The organism is Terriglobales bacterium, from assembly GCA_035691485.1.
Lineage (GTDB): Bacteria > Acidobacteriota > Terriglobia > Terriglobales > Acidobacteriaceae > JAIQGF01.
Genome location: DASSIZ010000064.1, coordinates 1 through 16,617, shown reverse-complemented (window position 1 = coordinate 16,617; position 16,617 = coordinate 1). Strand labels below are relative to the sequence as shown.

15 protein-coding genes are annotated in these 16,617 nt (G+C 60.6%); 2 read left to right on the top strand and 13 right to left on the bottom strand.

All coding sequences use genetic code 11. From position 1 onward, the window contains the following. Positions 1-184: 184 nt before the first annotated feature. From VFI82_07890 to rapZ, 7 genes are all read right to left on the bottom strand, one after another. Complete coding sequence (locus tag VFI82_07890) at positions 185-967, bottom strand: uracil-DNA glycosylase (protein ID HET7184592.1); 783 nt, start codon at positions 965-967, stop codon at positions 185-187. A 68-nt stretch (positions 968-1,035) separates the two neighbouring features. Then, entirely contained in the window at positions 1,036-2,265 is a 1,230-nt protein-coding gene (coaBC, locus tag VFI82_07885) for a bifunctional phosphopantothenoylcysteine decarboxylase/phosphopantothenate--cysteine ligase CoaBC (GenBank protein ID HET7184591.1), read from the bottom strand. 142 nt (positions 2,266-2,407) lie between these two features. After that, complete coding sequence (gene rpoZ, locus VFI82_07880; protein ID HET7184590.1) at positions 2,408-2,647, bottom strand: DNA-directed RNA polymerase subunit omega; 240 nt, start codon at positions 2,645-2,647, stop codon at positions 2,408-2,410. A gap of 5 nt (positions 2,648-2,652) precedes the next feature. Beyond that, positions 2,653-3,357 (bottom strand): guanylate kinase, encoded by a 705-nt coding sequence (gene gmk / locus VFI82_07875; protein HET7184589.1) that lies wholly within the window; start codon positions 3,355-3,357, stop codon positions 2,653-2,655. Positions 3,358-3,385: 28 nt separating this feature from the next. Further along, positions 3,386-4,273 (bottom strand): YicC/YloC family endoribonuclease, encoded by an 888-nt coding sequence (locus tag VFI82_07870; protein ID HET7184588.1) that lies wholly within the window; start codon positions 4,271-4,273, stop codon positions 3,386-3,388. A 90-nt stretch (positions 4,274-4,363) separates the two neighbouring features. Further along, positions 4,364-6,220 (bottom strand): ABC transporter ATP-binding protein, encoded by a 1,857-nt coding sequence (locus tag VFI82_07865; GenBank protein HET7184587.1) that lies wholly within the window; start codon positions 6,218-6,220, stop codon positions 4,364-4,366. 118 nt (positions 6,221-6,338) lie between these two features. Next, the gene (rapZ, locus tag VFI82_07860; protein ID HET7184586.1) at positions 6,339-7,265 is read right to left on the bottom strand and encodes an RNase adapter RapZ; all 927 of its coding nucleotides are present in this window, start codon (positions 7,263-7,265) and stop codon (positions 6,339-6,341) included. A gap of 376 nt (positions 7,266-7,641) precedes the next feature. On the opposite strand from rapZ, the gene VFI82_07855 reads away from it, so the two are divergent. Next, complete coding sequence (locus VFI82_07855; protein ID HET7184585.1) at positions 7,642-7,998, top strand: STAS domain-containing protein; 357 nt, start codon at positions 7,642-7,644, stop codon at positions 7,996-7,998. A gap of 91 nt (positions 7,999-8,089) precedes the next feature. Here VFI82_07855 and raiA read toward each other — a convergent pair whose 3' ends face one another. The 4 genes from raiA to VFI82_07835 form a co-directional block, all read right to left on the bottom strand. Next, complete coding sequence (raiA, locus tag VFI82_07850) at positions 8,090-8,692, bottom strand: ribosome-associated translation inhibitor RaiA (GenBank protein HET7184584.1); 603 nt, start codon at positions 8,690-8,692, stop codon at positions 8,090-8,092. Between the two features lie 125 nt (positions 8,693-8,817). After that, positions 8,818-10,674: an RNA polymerase factor sigma-54 gene (gene rpoN, locus VFI82_07845; protein ID HET7184583.1), complete on the bottom strand. Its 1,857-nt coding sequence runs from the start codon at positions 10,672-10,674 to the stop codon at positions 8,818-8,820. A gap of 126 nt (positions 10,675-10,800) precedes the next feature. After that, positions 10,801-11,529 (bottom strand): LPS export ABC transporter ATP-binding protein, encoded by a 729-nt coding sequence (gene lptB / locus VFI82_07840; protein HET7184582.1) that lies wholly within the window; start codon positions 11,527-11,529, stop codon positions 10,801-10,803. Further along, positions 11,530-13,812, bottom strand: coding sequence for an LptA/OstA family protein (locus tag VFI82_07835; protein HET7184581.1), 2,283 nt, complete (start codon positions 13,810-13,812; stop codon positions 11,530-11,532). 79 nt (positions 13,813-13,891) lie between these two features. Here VFI82_07835 and VFI82_07830 point away from each other — a divergent pair, with 79 nt between their 5' ends. After that, a complete protein-coding gene (locus tag VFI82_07830) occupies positions 13,892-15,232 on the top strand; it encodes an MFS transporter (protein ID HET7184580.1) in 1,341 nt (446 codons plus the stop codon). A 58-nt stretch (positions 15,233-15,290) separates the two neighbouring features. Here VFI82_07830 and VFI82_07825 read toward each other — a convergent pair whose 3' ends face one another. Both VFI82_07825 and VFI82_07820 read right to left on the bottom strand, forming a co-directional pair. Further along, the gene (locus tag VFI82_07825) at positions 15,291-16,166 is read right to left on the bottom strand and encodes an NAD(P)-dependent oxidoreductase (protein HET7184579.1); all 876 of its coding nucleotides are present in this window, start codon (positions 16,164-16,166) and stop codon (positions 15,291-15,293) included. A gap of 184 nt (positions 16,167-16,350) precedes the next feature. Continuing rightward, positions 16,351-16,617: arylamine N-acetyltransferase (locus VFI82_07820; protein HET7184578.1), on the bottom strand; the 267-nt coding region annotated here is incomplete at its 5' end.

The following is a 16,617-nucleotide window of genomic DNA, read 5'->3' as shown; positions in this document are numbered from 1 at the left end:
TAGCGGAGGTTGCGCGGTTTTCGGTTGTCGGTTTTCGGTTTGCTCGGGCTGGCGGCCTCGCGAACGGCGTGTCGGCCTCTCCTTCGGCTGCGCCTCAGGTCGGGCTCGATCGAATACCGGCACGATAACCCAAGGCTGGCGCCTTTGGCTGACAAGTCGTGCCGGCCTCGCTGCGCTCGGGCTTTTATTGGGACTGCGGCTTGGGCGGAACTTTCAGGCCCATGTACTTCATCACCCGCTGCAGGTCCTTCCAGGCTTCGGTCTTCTGACGCGGATCGCGTAAAAGATAGGCGGGATGATAGGTCACGAACAATTTCGCGCCCCGGAAGTCGTAGGAACGCGAGCGCATGTTGGCCATTGAATCATTGATCTGCAGCAGGTTCTTTGCCGCCACCGCGCCCAGAGCGACAATCACCCTGGGACTGATGGCCTCCACCTGGCGCATGAGGAACGGCATGCAGGTTTCGCACTCGTCGCGCTCGGGGGTGCGGTTCCCTGGCGGACGGCACTTTACGACGTTGGCGATGTAAACATCTTCGCGCTTCAGGCCCATGGCTTCGATCATCTTGTTGAGCAACTGGCCGGCGCGGCCGACGAATGGCTCACCCTGCTGGTCCTCGTCGGCGCCGGGGCCTTCGCCGATGAACATCAATTCAGCCCGCGGGTTTCCGACACCGAACACAATCTGCTTGCGGCCGAGCTTGTGAAGCTTGCAGCGTGTGCAATCTTCGCCGAGTTCCTCGCGGATCATGCGCAGCGCCGCGGCGGGGTCGGTTAAAGGCAAATTCAGCGTGGGTTCGGCCGAGGTGATGATGGCGCCGGCTTCGCTTTCAATTGGCTGCACACGCGCGGGCGGGTGTGCCACATCCGACTGGCGGCGGTAAAGATCATGGATGCCGAGATCGCGATAGTAGTTCACACGGGCGGCAAGAGCACGTTTTTGATCGGGCGAGAAGCTGGGGGGCATGAAGCTTCAGATTACCGTAAAAATTCGCGTTGGAAACGCCTTTCAGCAGTGGGTTGACGCATTCTCGCTCAGGATGACACCTGCGCCAGCCGCAGGCGGTGGATGACGTCGAGAATCTTTTGCGCCACTTCGCTCTTGTCGGCTTCGGGGACGTCCACGACCTCGGAGGCGGTGATGATGGTCACAGCGTTGCGGTCGGAGTCCATGCCGATGCCGGGTTGGGAAACGTCGTTGGCGACGATGGCGTCCAGTGCTTTAGCGACCAGCTTCTTGCGCGCGTTCTCCAGCACATTCTGGGTCTCGGCGGCAAAGCCGACAATGATCTGGTCTTTCTTGCGCGCGCCAAGTTCGGCGGCGATGTCAGGGGTGGGCTCGAGATCGATCTGCGCATAACCCTGCAGCCCCTCGCGGAGAAAATCGTGGCGCTTGAGCTTCTGCACCGAGGGAGTCGCCGGGCGGTAGTCGGCGACAGCAGCCGCCTTGATGATGATGTTGGCTTCATCCGCGTGTGCCAGGACGGCATCGTGCATTTCGGAGGCGCTCTCCACGCGGACAATCGTGACGCCATCGGGGAGTTTGATCGCTGTCGGCCCCGAAACCAGTACGACACGAGCGCCACGTCGCCGGGCGGCCTCGGCCAGGGCATAACCCATCTTGCCGCTGGAACGGTTGCTGATGTAGCGCACGGGATCAATCGCTTCGCGAGTCGGACCGGCGGTAATCAGGACGTTTTGCCCGGCGAAATCATTCGAGATGCCGAGCAGCTCCAGGGTGGCGGCGACAATAGCTTCGTTTTCCGCCAGTCGTCCCGGGCCCACCATGCCGCAAGCAAGATAGCCGCTGCCGGGTTCGACGACGCGCACGCCGCGGCTGCGCAGCTTCTCGAGATTGGCCTGCGTAGCCGGGTTGTTCCACATGTTCACGTTCATGGCCGGGGCAACGATCACGGGCGCGGTGGTGGCAAGGAAAAGGGTGGAAAGAAAGTCGTCGGCAATACCGTTGGCGAACTTGGCGAGAATGTCAGCGGTGGCGGGGGCGACGAGCAGCGCCTCAATGCGCTCCGCGACCGCAATATGTTCGATGGCAGACTCGAGGTTGGGCTCGCCGGAACCGCCGGCAAACATTTCGGTGATGACTTTTTCCCCGGACAGGGCGGCGAAGGTGAGAGGGCGCACGAACTGCTGTGCGGCGCCAGTCATGACGACCTGTACTTGAAGGCCGCGGTCCTGCAGCAGGCGAAGGATCTCCGCCGCCTTGTAAGCCGCGATACCGCCGCTAACACCGAGGGCGATTCTCATCAGGCAATCAGCTTTCGGCTATCGGCTGTCAGCAAAGCTGACTCACCGTAGCACTGATGTTTTGATGCCCAAACAGCAAAGTCGATGCGGTGATGGGCGCGAGGGCAAGCGCGCTCCATCTTCTTACTTCAGCACCAGGCGCTTATGGTTCCGACGGTGAAGTTTTGTCGAAGAACTCTTCGGCGACAGCGACCGGGGACTTGGGTACCTCGGGGATAAACCACTTGACCTTGCCCGCGCGGATCTCATCCTGGGCAATGCGGCAGGGCTTGCGCGACTGTGTGCTGATGATGGGACGCGCGCCGGATTGAATCTGGCGCGCGCGTCGTGCGGCGACCAGAATGTAGCGGTAGTTGCTGTCGAAGCCTTCCATCAACTTCATTCCCTTCACCTCATATCCATGCCAGCGGTCTCGAACGATGCCAGAATCTGCTCGGCGCGCGAAAACACATTGGCCTGCAGACATTGTTCAGCTAAGGCCAGCACACCGGCATTTTCGGCCGAAGGCTTGGTTCCGGAGCGTTGGAGACGCTCAGCCGCCACGATTGCCTTCAACTGGGCGATGGACTGTTCCAGGCGGTCGTTTACAAGAATATAATCATAGTTCCTGAAATTCTCAATTTCTTTCCGTGCACCTTCCAGGCGGCGGTTGATAACCTCTTCAGAATCCATATGTTCCACATGGCTCCGGTTACGCAGTCGGAACTCCAGGACCTGCCGGGAAGGCGGCAGAATGAAGATGCTGACCGCCTGCGGCAACTTCTCCTTCACCTGCGCCGCGCCCTGAACGTCGATGTCGAGCACGAGATCGCGGTTGGTCTTGCTGGCCTCTTCGAGGAAGCGCTTGGCGGTGCCGTAGTAATGGCCGAAGACGCAGGCGTACTCGAGAAACTCACCGCGGTTGATCATCTCCTCGAATTCCTGGGTGGAGACGAAGTAGTACTCGCGGCCATGCTGCTCGCTGCCGCGCGGCTTGCGGGTGGTGTAGGAGATGGAGAATTCCAGGTCGGGGACCAGCCGAAGCAGTTCGTTGGTGAGCGTAGTTTTGCCGGATCCGGAGGGCGCCGAGATGATGAAGAGGATGCCGCTCACTGCGCCTCCCGGTATGGGTTCGCACCCCTCATTCGACGTTCTGCACCTGTTCGCGGGATTTTTCGATTTCGGCTTTCATGCCCAGGCCGACCTCGGTGATGCGCAGCGCTTCGCCGGCAAGCCCGGAGGTTTTGGACATTAGCGTGTTCGCCTCGCGGCCCATCTCCTGCAGGAGAAAATCAAGCTTCTTGCCGACCTCGCCGCCCTGGTCGAGCAATCCGATGAAATGCTGAACGTGCGTTTCCATGCGAACCAGTTCTTCGCGGATGTCGCTGCGCTCGGCCAGCAGTGCAGCCTCCTGGAGGATGCGGTCGCGGTCGGCGTGAGCGCCAATGAGTTCCTGCATGCGCAGTTGGACCTTTTCCAGGTAGGCGCGTGACACGGCGGCACGGTGCTTGCCGATTTCGTGCGTAGCCTCCAAAAGACGCTGCATGTGTTCGCGGAGCTGGCGGTCGATGCCTTTGCCCTCCTCGGCGCGCATGGCGTCGAGACGCTTGACCGCATCGTCGAGCGTGGCGAGAACGGCTTGGGCGGTCTCCTCGTCAAAATCTCCGCCGGCGCCATCGAGCGCGCCGGGCATCTTGAAGATGCCGTTGAGGTCAGGTTCAGCGGTCAGCCCGAATTCGCCGGCGACCTTACGAAAAGCGCTGATGTAGCCTCCGACCAGCTCGCGATTAACGGTAATGCCCTGGGACTCGGCGCGATCAATAGAGAGCGTGAGCTCGACGTGGCCGCGCGCGAGCTTGGTTTTAAGGGCGCGGCGCAGCTGCATCTCCAGCGCATCGGTTTCCGCCGGCATGCGCAGGTGCAGGTCCAGAAAGCGGTGATTCACGGATTTCAGCGACAAGGTGAAGCCCAGGCGGTCGTGGACCTGACCTTTCACCTGCGCGTACCCGGTCATGGAGCGAATCGACATGATTTGTAATTGGTAATTTGTAATTGGTAATTGGCCGGTAGACCGGTTGCACTCTCAACAAAATTGCAAATTACAAACGCCAATTACAAATTATTTCTCTCCCGCCGATCCCGCCGCGACCTTCGGCGGCTCGAGGTCAACGAACTGCAAATCATACAACCTGCGGTAGGTTCCCAGGCGTGCCATCAAGTGTTCGTGGGAACCGATGTCGCTGATGACGCCGTTTTCCAAAACCACGATACGGTCGGCGCGACGCACCGTCGAGAGCCGGTGCGCGATCACGACGGTGGTGCGTCCGGACATAAGGTTCTGGAGTGCGGAGGCGACCAGGGCTTCGCTTTCCGTATCGAGCGCGGAGGTGGCCTCATCAAGGATGAGGATGGGGGCGTTCTTCAGCAGGGCGCGGGCGATGGCAATGCGCTGCCGCTCACCGCCGGAGAGACGAATACCACGCTCTCCGATGGTGGTGTCGTAGCCGGCGGGCAGACGTCGAATGAAGGAATCGGCGAGAGCGGCCTCGGCGGCGGCGTTCACCAGCGCCATGGGAACATCGGGCCGGCCATAGGCGATGTTGTTGCGCACGGAATCGTTGAACAGGATGGTGTCCTGGGTGACGATGCCGATCTGGGAGCGCAGCGAGAGCAGGCTGAGGTCGCGTACGTCGCGGCCATCAATGGTGAGGCGTCCGCCGGTGACGTCAAAGAAGCGCGGGATCAGGTGGACCATGGTGGTCTTGCCGGCGCCGCTGGATCCGACGATGGCGACCACTTCGCCGGCTTTGACTTCGAGATTGATGTCCCGCAACACCTCGCGCGACGAGCCTTCCCGGTCCTGGTAGGCGAAGCTGACGTGCTCGAAGCGAATGGCATCGCCGAATTTCGGCAACAGAACCGGCTTGGGCCGCTCCTGGACGTCGTCCTCGGCGTCGATGAAGGTGAAGATCGCCGATGAGGCGCCGATCGCCTGCTGGAAGTTGTTATAGAAAAGAGCGAACTTGCGGACCGGATCGTAGAGCTTGAAGACGGCAACGATGAAGGCCAGAAAACTACCGGCGGTGAAGACGCCGGTCTTGATGCGGTCGCGGCCCATGAGCAGAAGCAAGGCAATCGCGATGGCGCCGATGGTGTCCATCAGCGGAGAGCTGAGCGCGGCGGCGCGCACCGAGCGCAGGTTGGCGCGGAACAGGCGCTTGGCGGCGCCACGAAAGCGAATCGCCTCCCACACTTCCATGCCGAACGCCTTCACGATGCGGTTGCCGGTGATGGTTTCGTGCAGGATGTTATGGATTTCAGCGAGTTTATCCTGGCCGCGGCGGGTCGTGCTGCGCACGCGGCGTCCGATGCGATGGACCGAGAGAACGATGAAAGGAATGAACAGCAGCAGGACCCAGGCAAGTCTTCCGCCGAGCAGCACCACCACGAAGGCGGTAAAGACCAGGGTGAAGAACTGCTGCAAAAACTCGGCCAGGATGGCCGACATCGCAACCTGGACGCGTTCGATGTCGTTAATCAGGGTAGAGAGCAGCGTTCCGGTCGTAAAACGGTGAAAGAATGCGACCGAGCGGCGGAGCAGGGCGTTATAGAGCTCGTCCCGCAGGTCGGTAATGAGACCGAACCCGGCATAGTTCACCAGGTAGGTGCCGGCGTAGTCGAACAAGCCTTTGAGAATGGTGGAGGCGACGAGCGCGAAAGCGACGATGGTCCAGGCATTGTGAAAGTGCTCAGGAACAAGCTGCTGCAGGTAGATGTGGCGGTGCGACCAGGGGACAGTGAACAGTTGGATCTGATTGGAATTGGAGGCGGGGTGCAGGACCCGGTCGAAAATGGGCCCGACCAGCAAGACGCGGAAGGCGTCCAGAAGCCCAACGAACGCCAGCAGAACGACGGAGACCAACAACTGCAGGGCGTAAGGGCGGACGTAGCGCAGCAGACGCCAGGCGTTACGCATCGACGCCCCGCGGTGCAAGGCTGTGGAGTGGAGGGAACAAGTCGTTATTCTACATTGGTTCGAGGGTGATGTCGGTGAGTTCGCGCACGAGGGCGTGCGCGCTCCAACAGCTCCGTTTCTAGCGTGGGCTGTCGCGGTGCAGGGCCTTGACCTGGTAGCCGGATTTGCGGAGGCGCTTGGCGACATCTTCCGCGATCATCACGGAGCGATGCTGGCCCCCAGTGCAGCCGAAGCCAATGGTCAGGTAGCTCTTCCCTTCCTTGACGTAGTGCGGCAGCAGGTACACCAGCAAATCGGAGATGCGATTGATGAACTCCTTCGTCTGCGGGAAGGAGCGAATGTATTTCGCGACCTTGGGATGACGCCCGGTATAGGGCCGGAACTCGGGCACGAAGTGTGGGTTGGGAAGAAAGCGGACATCGAAGACGAGGTCGGCGTCCTCGGGCACGCCGTGCCGGTACCCGAAGCTGACACAGGAGACCAGGATGTTCTTGTCGGTGCGCTCGCGTTGGAAACGTCGAATGATGTGGTCGCGCAGCTCGTGAACATTGAACTTGGAAGTGTCCACGATGATGTCGGCAACGGCGGAGATAGGCCGGAGGCGGCGGCGCTCGGCAGTGATGGATGACTTCACGGGCGCGGCGGTGCCCAGGGGATGTGGGCGCCGAGTTTCGCTGAAACGGCGCAGCAGGATTTCGTCTTTCGCTTCGAGAAAAAGAACGGTGGTTTGCAATTGCCGCTTAATCTGCTTGAGCATGACGGGCAGGCGGTCAAGTTTGGCGCCTTCGCGCACGTCCACTACCAGCGCGGTGCGCTCGACATCCGAGGAGCGCGCCAGCTCGGCGAAGCGCGCCAGCAAGTCCATGGGAAGATTGTCAACGGCGTAGTAGCCAAGGTCCTCGAAGACCTTGAGCACCGAGGCCTTCCCGGAACCGCTCATGCCGCTGATGATGACCAGTTCCGGACGGCGGCCGTTTCCGCGCCTGCGAGTACTTTTGTGGGCGGGGGTAACGCGGCGACCGTTCCTGGAGTGGGATGAGGGCACGAAATCATCGTAAACCAGAACCTTGCGAAGTCAGAAGTAAGAAGTCAAAAGTCAGAAGTCAAAACGACCAACAAGTAGAAGACTCCCAGTTGCTCTTAGCTCTGACTTCTTACTTGTTATTTGTCTTAGAGCCTGTAACGAAACCTCCGTTGCCGCAGCAGCCTCGCAAATGCCGCACTGAAGCTTGCTACGTGAAGGCGAGTTATCGCCAGTTACGGTTCGTCGGCGCCAGTCATCCATCCCATCACTCTTAAATTTGACCCAATTCGGAATTGCTTCTGCACTCTGCACATTCGGCGCTTGTGCTTCACCGGTCAATGTGGACAATTATCCCGACCGCTGTATGCCTCAGGCTGAAGCTGGAAAGGAGAAGCCCATGTCGACCAGTGCTAACGTCAGTAAGTCCGTGTTGAAGCTCGAAACGGACAAGACCCCCAACCAAGTCACGCTTCGCTGCTCTGGCCGGTTAGTCTCGGACACCTGCGAACAGTTTCAGAGGACCGTACGAGAGCTGATGCCGACTACCAAGCTCCTAGTCATCGACATGTCCGAGGTGAACTACCTTGACAGCAGCGCGCTGGGCACGATTATGGGGCTGTATCTTTCTTCCAAGCGCGTGGGCTGTGAATTCAAGCTCGTCAAACTGACTCCGCGGGTGAAGGAACTTTTGAGCTTAACACGGCTCACCGACGTGCTCGCAAGCCACACCCAAGGGGAAGTGTTCGGTCTGTAACCTACCTGGTCGCCAGATCACCTGATCGCCCGACGAAAAAGGGGCACGTGCAGTGCCCCTCTCGTCGAAAATATGAATTTCAAGGCCCAGGTCAGGGCGCTTCGATCAACTCCATTTTGCCGTCGCGGGTGCGATGCAGGACTTTGACTTTGCCCTTGAGGTCGCGGAATACAAAAACGTCGCGATCGCGGAACTGGGCTTCTTTCACCGCTTCCTCCACCGTCATGGGACGAATCGCAACCGAATCGGTGGAAGGCACGACATGGGCTTCCAGGGCGCGAGTGGAGACCGGAAAGGCGTGGACGACCACCGGGACGGCAGTTGAAGCGGTAGCGCCGACCGCCATCCGATATCCCTCCCCTTGGACCTCGGCAGTGCTGGCGGGCTGCTTCTTGCGCGCCTTCTGCTTGATGGAGCGCCAGCGGGTGCGGTGCTTGATGGCCTGGCGCTCAATGCGGTCGAGGGCTTCGCCGACGGCAGCCACCATGTCGCCCGCCTCGGCTGCGCCGACTATAGGATTGCTGCGCACCGTGACCGTGATTTCAGCCTTGCAACGGTGTTTTTCGACGGCAAGAATTACCTTGGACTCAAAATTGTCACCCAGGATTTTAGTGAGTTTGGAGAGACCGTGTTCGACCTGCTTGCGGACCTTGGGAGTGACTTCATACTGCCGGCCGGTATATTCCACGTTCATCGAACGCCCCCTTTACGCCAGGATGTCCGCCGTCCGTGTTCCGAACGTCCCGGTGACCATCCTGGTGCGTTCAACTTCCTGTACGGATAAAACGCTGTCCCCCATCGCGCGGGGAACGACGCCAATCAGTTCTTCACTCTCCGCTGGTGGGTACTCGGGATGCGCATGTCCTCCCGGTATTTCGCGACCGTACGGCGAGTGACCTGGATACCCTGCGACTGGAGGATGCGGGTGATCTGCTCGTCCGTCAACGGCCTGGTGGAATCTTCTTCCTCAATCAGCTTCTTGACCCGGCGCTTGAGGATGAGCAGCGAGGTATTGCCGCCCTCCGGCCCATTCACGCTCTCGCTGAAGAAATAGCGCAGCTCAAACACGCCTTGCGGGGTGTGCGCGTACTTGTTGGCGACCGCGCGGCTTACGGTGGAGGGATGCACGCCGATTTCTTCCGCCACTTCCTTGATCATCATCGGCTTCAACTGGTCGATGCCGTGGTCCAGGAAATCTCTTTGCCGCCCCAGGATCGCGTAGCAGACTTTCAAGATAGTCTGCTTCCGTTGCTCAATGTTCTTGATCAGCTGGATGGCGGACTTATACCGCTCTTTAACGTAATTGCGAACATCTTTTTCGGCGGCTTCGCGGCTGAGCAGCTTCTTGTATGTCGTATTGAGACGGAGCTGCGGGACATCGTCGTCGTTGAGCACGGCGAGGTACTCATCGCCATGCTTGATGAAGGCAACATCGGGCTCGATCAGCCGCGGTGATTCCTTGTTGTAGCGCAGACCCGGACGGGGATCGAGGGTCTTGACCAGGTCAAGGGCGGTTTGCACGGCCTCCAGCGGCCGGCCGATCGCCTTGGCAATCTCCTTCAGCTGCTTGTTCTGCACCGCGCGCAAATGATCCCTGACAATCACGATCGCGTCGGCCAACGCTTCGCCGGTGCCATTTCCATTGGCAACTTGCTTGTGCGTCTGCTGCAGGAAATTCAGTTGCGCCAGCAGGCATTCGCGCAAGTCGCGCGCGGCAACGCCGACCGGGTCCATCTGCTGGACCAGGGAAAGCGCTTCTTTCAACTCGTCGCGGGTGAACAGCGGCTTGACACCGCTCGACGGCACGACGTGCAAACCCGTCTGTGGTTCGGCCGCGTGTTCGCCTTGCTCAGCCACCACTGCGGCGGAAATCGGTTCCTCAATGGGTGCGGCCGCTTCTGGCTCAGCTACCGCCACCTTGGGCTCTGCCAGGTCCACATCCGCCTCGGCGATGGCTGTATCGGCTTGGGATAATTCCGGAGCCGGCTGCGCGCCTTCGCCCAGCCAGGCAGGAATTCCCTGCATATCGGCGCCGAGCGCGTCAGCGTCATCGACCGCGGCGAGCATGAGGTCGGACTCAGCAGCAGCTTCGGGCTCCGGCTCCGGATCGGGAACGATGGGATTAGGATGGACGCCGTGGACCGGCGGCAGCGCGGCCTGCATCAACTCTTCTTCGCTGGCGGTCAGATATCCGTCTTCGCTCAGGTTCCCGATGATCAACTCGGCAGCCTCGCGAACTCCCGGGCTGAAACTCATCGCGCCCAACTGCCACATCAGGTGGTCGGTGAGCGTGGTCGCCTTGGAGAGGAAGTTTTCAAAGGAAGGTTTCTCGACCGCTTCGCCTTCCGGGCTGCGATAGCCGGGATCGAGGTAATCCTGGAAAAAAGAGCCGAAATCAATCTCGTCGAAAGGATCTTTCTTCTCGACGGCGGCGGCGGGATCGGCCTCGGCGGCGGCGAGACGGTCGCGCTCCTCCTCCTTGCCGGCCACTTCATCGAGCAGCGGAACGGTGCCGTCCAATTCCTCCAGGACGGGGTTTTCCACCATTTCCGCGTTGATCATGTCCTTCAGCTCAAGCTTGTTGAGTGCCAGAACGCTGACCATCTGCACCAAACCTGGTGTCAGGATCTGCTTCTGGGAAACCCTCAGATTGAGCTTTGGCGAAAGCAGTACCATGGGTCCCTAACTCGCTTGACGTTTAGTGGCTTGCCGATTTGGCTATCGAATTGCTAACCCGCACGCCACACTCAAAGTGTCTCTCCGAAATTGCCCGGAGGCAAGTTACTGTTGTAAGAAAAAGTACTAGACCAACGAGAAACTCTCCCCTAAATAGACGCGCTTGACTTCCGGGTTGCTGCCGAGCTGCTCGGGAGTGCCGACGAAAGAAATGCGGCCTTCGGTGATGATGTAGGCCCGGTCAGTCACAGACAGGGTTTCGCGAACGTTATGGTCGGTGATCAGTACCCCGATGCCGCTTGCCTTCAGATCGGAGATAATCCTCTGCAGGTCCAAGACTGCAATTGGATCGATTCCCGAAAAGGGCTCGTCCAACAAGATAAACTTGGGCTGAATGCAAAGGGCGCGGGCGATTTCCACCCGGCGGCGTTCCCCGCCGGAGAGCGCATACCCCCTGTTTTTGCGGATATGTCCTAACCCAAGCTGGCCGATCAGCCTCTCCATGCGCTCGCGACGCTCGTGCCAGGACAGCGGCTGGGCCTCCAACACCGCCAGGATGTTCTCCTCTACGGTCAGCTTGCGAAAAACCGAGGGCTCCTGGGGCAGGTAGCTGATGCCGAAGTTGCGCGCGCGCAAGTACATCGGGGTGGCGGTAATGTCCTCGCCGTCCATCAGAATCCTTCCCGATTCGGGCGGAATGAGGCCGACAATCATGTAAAAGGTGGTGGTCTTGCCGGCGCCGTTTGGACCCAGCAAACCGACGACTTCGGCTTGATTGACGTTGAGGCTTACGGCGTTTACGACCCGGCGTCCACGATAAGATTTACCTATCTCTTCTGTCGCCAGGGTCTGCATCTATTTCGTTATCCGTGTTCGAGTTACGGTCGGTGAGGAGCCGCCGCTCTCGACCACGACCCTATCATCGCGACTGAAGAAAGTCAACGAATCGCCGGTGATTTTGCCCCGTTCGGCATCAAAAATGCTGGGAGGCCCGCCAGTCAGAACAAATTTGCCGTCCGCAGCGGTATATACCAGTTTGGTTCCGGTGGCCCGGCGATTGGGTTCCTGGATGTTGATATGGCCAGCGGCCACGATTTTTTCGATTTGACTGGGTCCGGGCTGGTTGGCAGAGCTGGGACCCTGGTCGCGGGGCAACAGGTAAACCTCGGCTTGATCGGCTGTCATGGTACTGTCCGCACCTCGCACCACCACTCCTCCTTCAAAACGAGCGCGCCGTTCGTTGTCGGCATAGGTCAGCAGCGCCGAGCGAATGCTGACGGGAGTGACTTTCCCTTTATTGTCCTGCTGGATGAAAGTGGTGGACACGGCACCGGCAGTCGCGCCGGGGGTGGAGGATCGGGCGATCAGCTGGCGGGAGTCGCGGTTGAACTCGATGACCGCCGCCTGCACGATACTGGAGCCCTGCCACAACCTGGCGCCGCCGGAATAAACCGCAGTGCCGCCGTTGCGCGTGGCACGCATGGTGGGCGCAGTGGCATGGATGGGGTCGGAGGAGGCGAGCAGAGCGCCGCCGGGCTTGGGCTTCAGTTCGCTGTAAGTGCTTTTGACATCGCCGGTGGCGATGGCATCGCCGGAGTGGCGGTCGATGCTAATGTTTTCGGCGGTGGTGGTCAGGCCGCCATCAACCACGCGCGGCGAGCCGATAAGGCTCAACATTTCGTCTCGTGGCGTGTAGCGTGCGTGCTCGGCCCAAGCGGCGCGCTCGGCGCCTCCGGGCGCGGCGGGCTCGGTGTAATGAAAATGGCCCTCCTGGATGAGGGTCGCGATCCCGCCGGCGGGGTTGAAAGCGACATCGAGGCGATCGCTGGTGCTGGTTTTGTCCGGTTGACCAGACGCGGAAGAAACCACTTTGGCCTCCGGCGTTCCTTGCAAACGATCGAGGCGATTTTGCCGGTTGAAGGTGGCTTCGAAACGTCCGGCAGTGGCGACGGTCTGGGCGGCGTCCTGACCCCCAGCACCCGCGACCGCGAACACGGTCACCTGCGCCGGACCAGAGGTCACCGCCTGGTCGAGTTCGCGACCGTTCTTCAACCGAAAATCGATCGCTGAGGCCGAGATTTCGACCGGCCGCGCGGTGGCGGATTTGCCGGGCTGCTGCAGCAGCTTTACGCCGTCCGTTGCAACGAGTTTGTCGGCCTGGTTTTTCGACACGAAGTTGACGGTGACTTTCCCGGCGGTTCCCTGCATCGGCTGGTCACCAGCACTGCTGAACTGCACGCCGCCGGAAAAGACCGCCGATTTCAGGTTGTTGGTTGCGGTGATCCAGGCATCGGCACGCGGCGAATGTAATTCAGTGGAAGACTTCCCCTGGCTGGCGGCGCGCACGTCGCCGGTGGCCAGCAAATGCTCGATCGTGTTGTCGTCGCGCAGGTACACCGTAAGTTGGTTGGCAGCAAAGCTGTCGGCTTCGCCCGCCACCAGCACACCCTCAAACACGGCGCGGTTCGGGCCCTTGGTAATGACGGCATGCCGGGCGGTGAACTGCATCGCGCCGGGTTCGGAGGAATGGACCACGATGTCCGATACCAGCGTGAAGGTGGCGGCTTTGGAGTCGTAACTGGCGCCTACGGCGAAACCGTTTGCCTGCGGCACGCGGAATTCAATCCGCTCCTTGGTGCTTGCTAAACCGGTTTTCGCGTTGAACAACAGGCCGCTGGTCTTGAGGTGAATGGGGTTCTTCAGCTCCGCCGGGGCCGCCTGATCGGGATTGAGAGGCCCTTCGGCGTTGCCCTCGAGGTCGAAGTGGACGTCGCCCTTGGCGGTCACCTCTCCGGATTGCGGGTCGTACTCGAAGTCGGAGCCATAAATCTGGTCATAGCGGTTGGACTCGCGGCCATAGACGATGATGCTGACATCCCGCAACTCCGCTTTTCCGGTTTCCTTGAACTGCACGGCGCGCGAAGCATGGATGGTGAACAGGGTGCGCCCAGCCTCGGATTTCGAGAGAGAAAACCCCTGCGTGCTCTGCTGGATGTCAACGCCGAGCTTTTTCGGAATGTCCTGGATGGCATGCCGTACGCGCATCCGCCCGTAGAAGTAGAACCCCGCCACCACCACGGCGAGCAGAATCGCAGCCGTGGCAAACCACACCCTGAGGCGAGAAATGTTGACGGGCATGATTTCGATTGTATTACCCGGCGCGGAGCCAGCGGCACCGGATGTGCTGGTATTCTGTTTTCGAAAGCATCCAAGAAGCATGCCGCAGGAGAACTCCAGCGCCGATTCGAACCAGGCCAACTCGCACGGACGAGTGTGGCAGGCGCTGCGATCACTGCGGCACCGCAATTTTCAGCTCTTCTTCAGCGGCCAACTGATCTCCCTGATCGGGACCTGGATGCAGTCCGTTGCACAGTCCTGGCTGGTCTACCGAATGACGGGATCGTCTCTGCTGCTGGGCTCGGTGGGATTTGCGTCACAGCTCCCAGTATTCCTGGTTGCGCCTATCGGCGGCACGATCGTGGACCGCCACAACCGCCACCGCTTGATCATCGCGACGCAAACGGCGTCGATGCTGCTGGCCTTTATCCTGGCATGGCTGACGCTCAGCCATCGAGTGCAGGTATGGCACATTTTCGTGCTGGCGGCGCTGCTGGGCGTGGTGAACGCGTTCGACATCCCGGGGCGGCAGGCATTCCTGGTGGACATGGTGGGCCGCGAAGACCTGATGAACGCGATCGCGCTGAATTCCTCGATGTTCAACGGCGCACGCATCGTGGGCCCGGCGGTGGCCGGCATCCTGGTGGCGGCGGTCGGCGAGGGATGGTGCTTTTTTGCCAACGCGGTGAGCTACATCGCGGTAATCGTCGGCTTATTGCTGATGAAGGTCCGCGCTCATGAACGGGCGGCGCGCACGGCATCGACGCTGGAGAACATCATCGAGGGATTCCAGTACGTTCGCCAGACCGGACCGATCAAGGCGCTGCTGTTGCTGCTCGGATTGGTCAGCCTGGTGGGCATGCCCTACGCCGTGCTGATGCCGATTTTCGCCGACCGCATCCTCCATGTAGGCGCCCGCGGGTTAGGGCTGTTAATGGGCGCAACCGGAGTCGGCGCCCTGCTCGGCGCATTAACGCTGGCCGCAAAACAAGGCTTGAAGGGATTGGGCAAGTGGGTAGCAGTCTGTTCGGTCGGATTCGGATTCAGCTTGATCCTGTTCGCGTTGTCGCGCTCGCTGTGGCTCTCCCTGTTGCTGTTGCTGCCGGTGGGTTTCACCATGATGGTGCAGATGGCATCGTCGAACACGCTGATCCAGTCCATGGTGCCCGACCACTTGCGCGGGCGCGTGATGGCGCTGTACTCGATGATGTTCATGGGCATGGCGCCGTTCGGGTCGTTCTTCGCCGGGGCCCTCGCCGACCATCTGGGCGCGCCGATCACGGTGGCGCTCGGCGGCATTGCCTGCATTGCCGGCTCGGCGCTGTTCGCAGCGCGGTTGCCGGGATGGCGCGCGGAAGCACGGCAACTCATCATCGCGCAAACAATCGCCGGCGGCGATCCTGCGCAGGAAATGACGGTGCGGGGAATTTCACAAAGGTAGCTGGTAGCTGGGGGTGGCGGTTTCTAACCACCAGCTATCGGCACGAGCTACCAGCTAGTCAATCCAGTCCTGCTCGTTCGGCAGCAAGCCTGGCCAGCGCAGCCCAGTCCTGCTCGCCCATGCCGCGAGCCACGGCGGAGAGAAAGCTGTCGTGAATGAAGCTGGCAACCGGCATGGGAACGGCTTCTGCATCGGCGGCAGCCAGTGCCAGGCGGACATCTTTCAACCCAAGCCGCAGGCGAAATCCAGCCGGCTCCCACTTCTGCTGCGCAATGATGCCGCCGTAAGTCCGGTAGACCGGTGCGGCAAACAGCGAGTTGGTGAAGACGTCGAGCATGCTATCAGCGGCGAGGCCGTACTTGCGCCCGAGCGAGAACGCTTCCCCCAGGCACTCGATCACCGATGCAATCATGAAATTTCCGGCGAGCTTGGTAACGTTCGCCATTACCGGCTCTTCGCCGACGGTAAAAGTTTTCTGACCCATGGCGTCAAAGAGTGGACGGCAGCGCTCGACCGCCGCGGCTGGACCGGCGGCCACGATGAACAGCTTGGCCGCTTCGGCGGCTTCAGGCCGCCCAAAGACCGGCGCTGCAACCAGGACCTGGCCGTGCTCGCGATGCATTTGCGTCAGCCGCTTCGACAGCGCCGCGCTAATCGTGCTCATGGAAATATGGATTGCGCCTTTGGGTAGATTGGCAACCAGCCCTTCCGGACCGAAGGCGATCTGCTCCAGGGCGGCATCGTCGGCGACCATCGTGATGGCAATGTCGGCGCCGATGGCGGCGGGACTCGGGGCGACCTTCGCTCCCTCTTTCCCGAGTTCATCCGCCTTGGAGCGGGTGCGATTGAAAACCACCACTTCATGGCCGGCCTTCAGCAGGTTGCGCGCCATGCCTCGTCCCATGCTGCCCAAGCCCAGAAATGCTGCCTTCATGCTTGCTCTCCTTTCAGGACCTCGGCTGCGATCGGGAAATGGCGGCCGGAAAACGCGCGGCGGGACGGCGGAATGTCTGCCGCGAGTTGCTTCACGAATGCTTTGTGGCGCGCACCACGCTTGGGGATGCTTCGCGGTGCGCGCCGGTTAATGTTTCATGGGCCGCTTCAGCAGCAGGCGAGTTTCACTCGAAGATGGATTCGGGAAGAACGATGTCGGCCGGAAGATCGAGTCCGACCCTTTGCGACATGATCCGGCGCGCCTCGGCGGCGGAGTTGACCTGCTGAAGCTCCCCACCATTTGCACTGATAACCGTAAGGTCGCGATTACGCAGTGTTACCCGCTCGTCCGGGCGCACACGCTGCGCCGTCAAGGAATGGCGAAACACCGACGATTCGTAAGTGGAGGTGAACCAGTTCGCGACCTCGTAATCAATCCGCTCTTGCGGTTC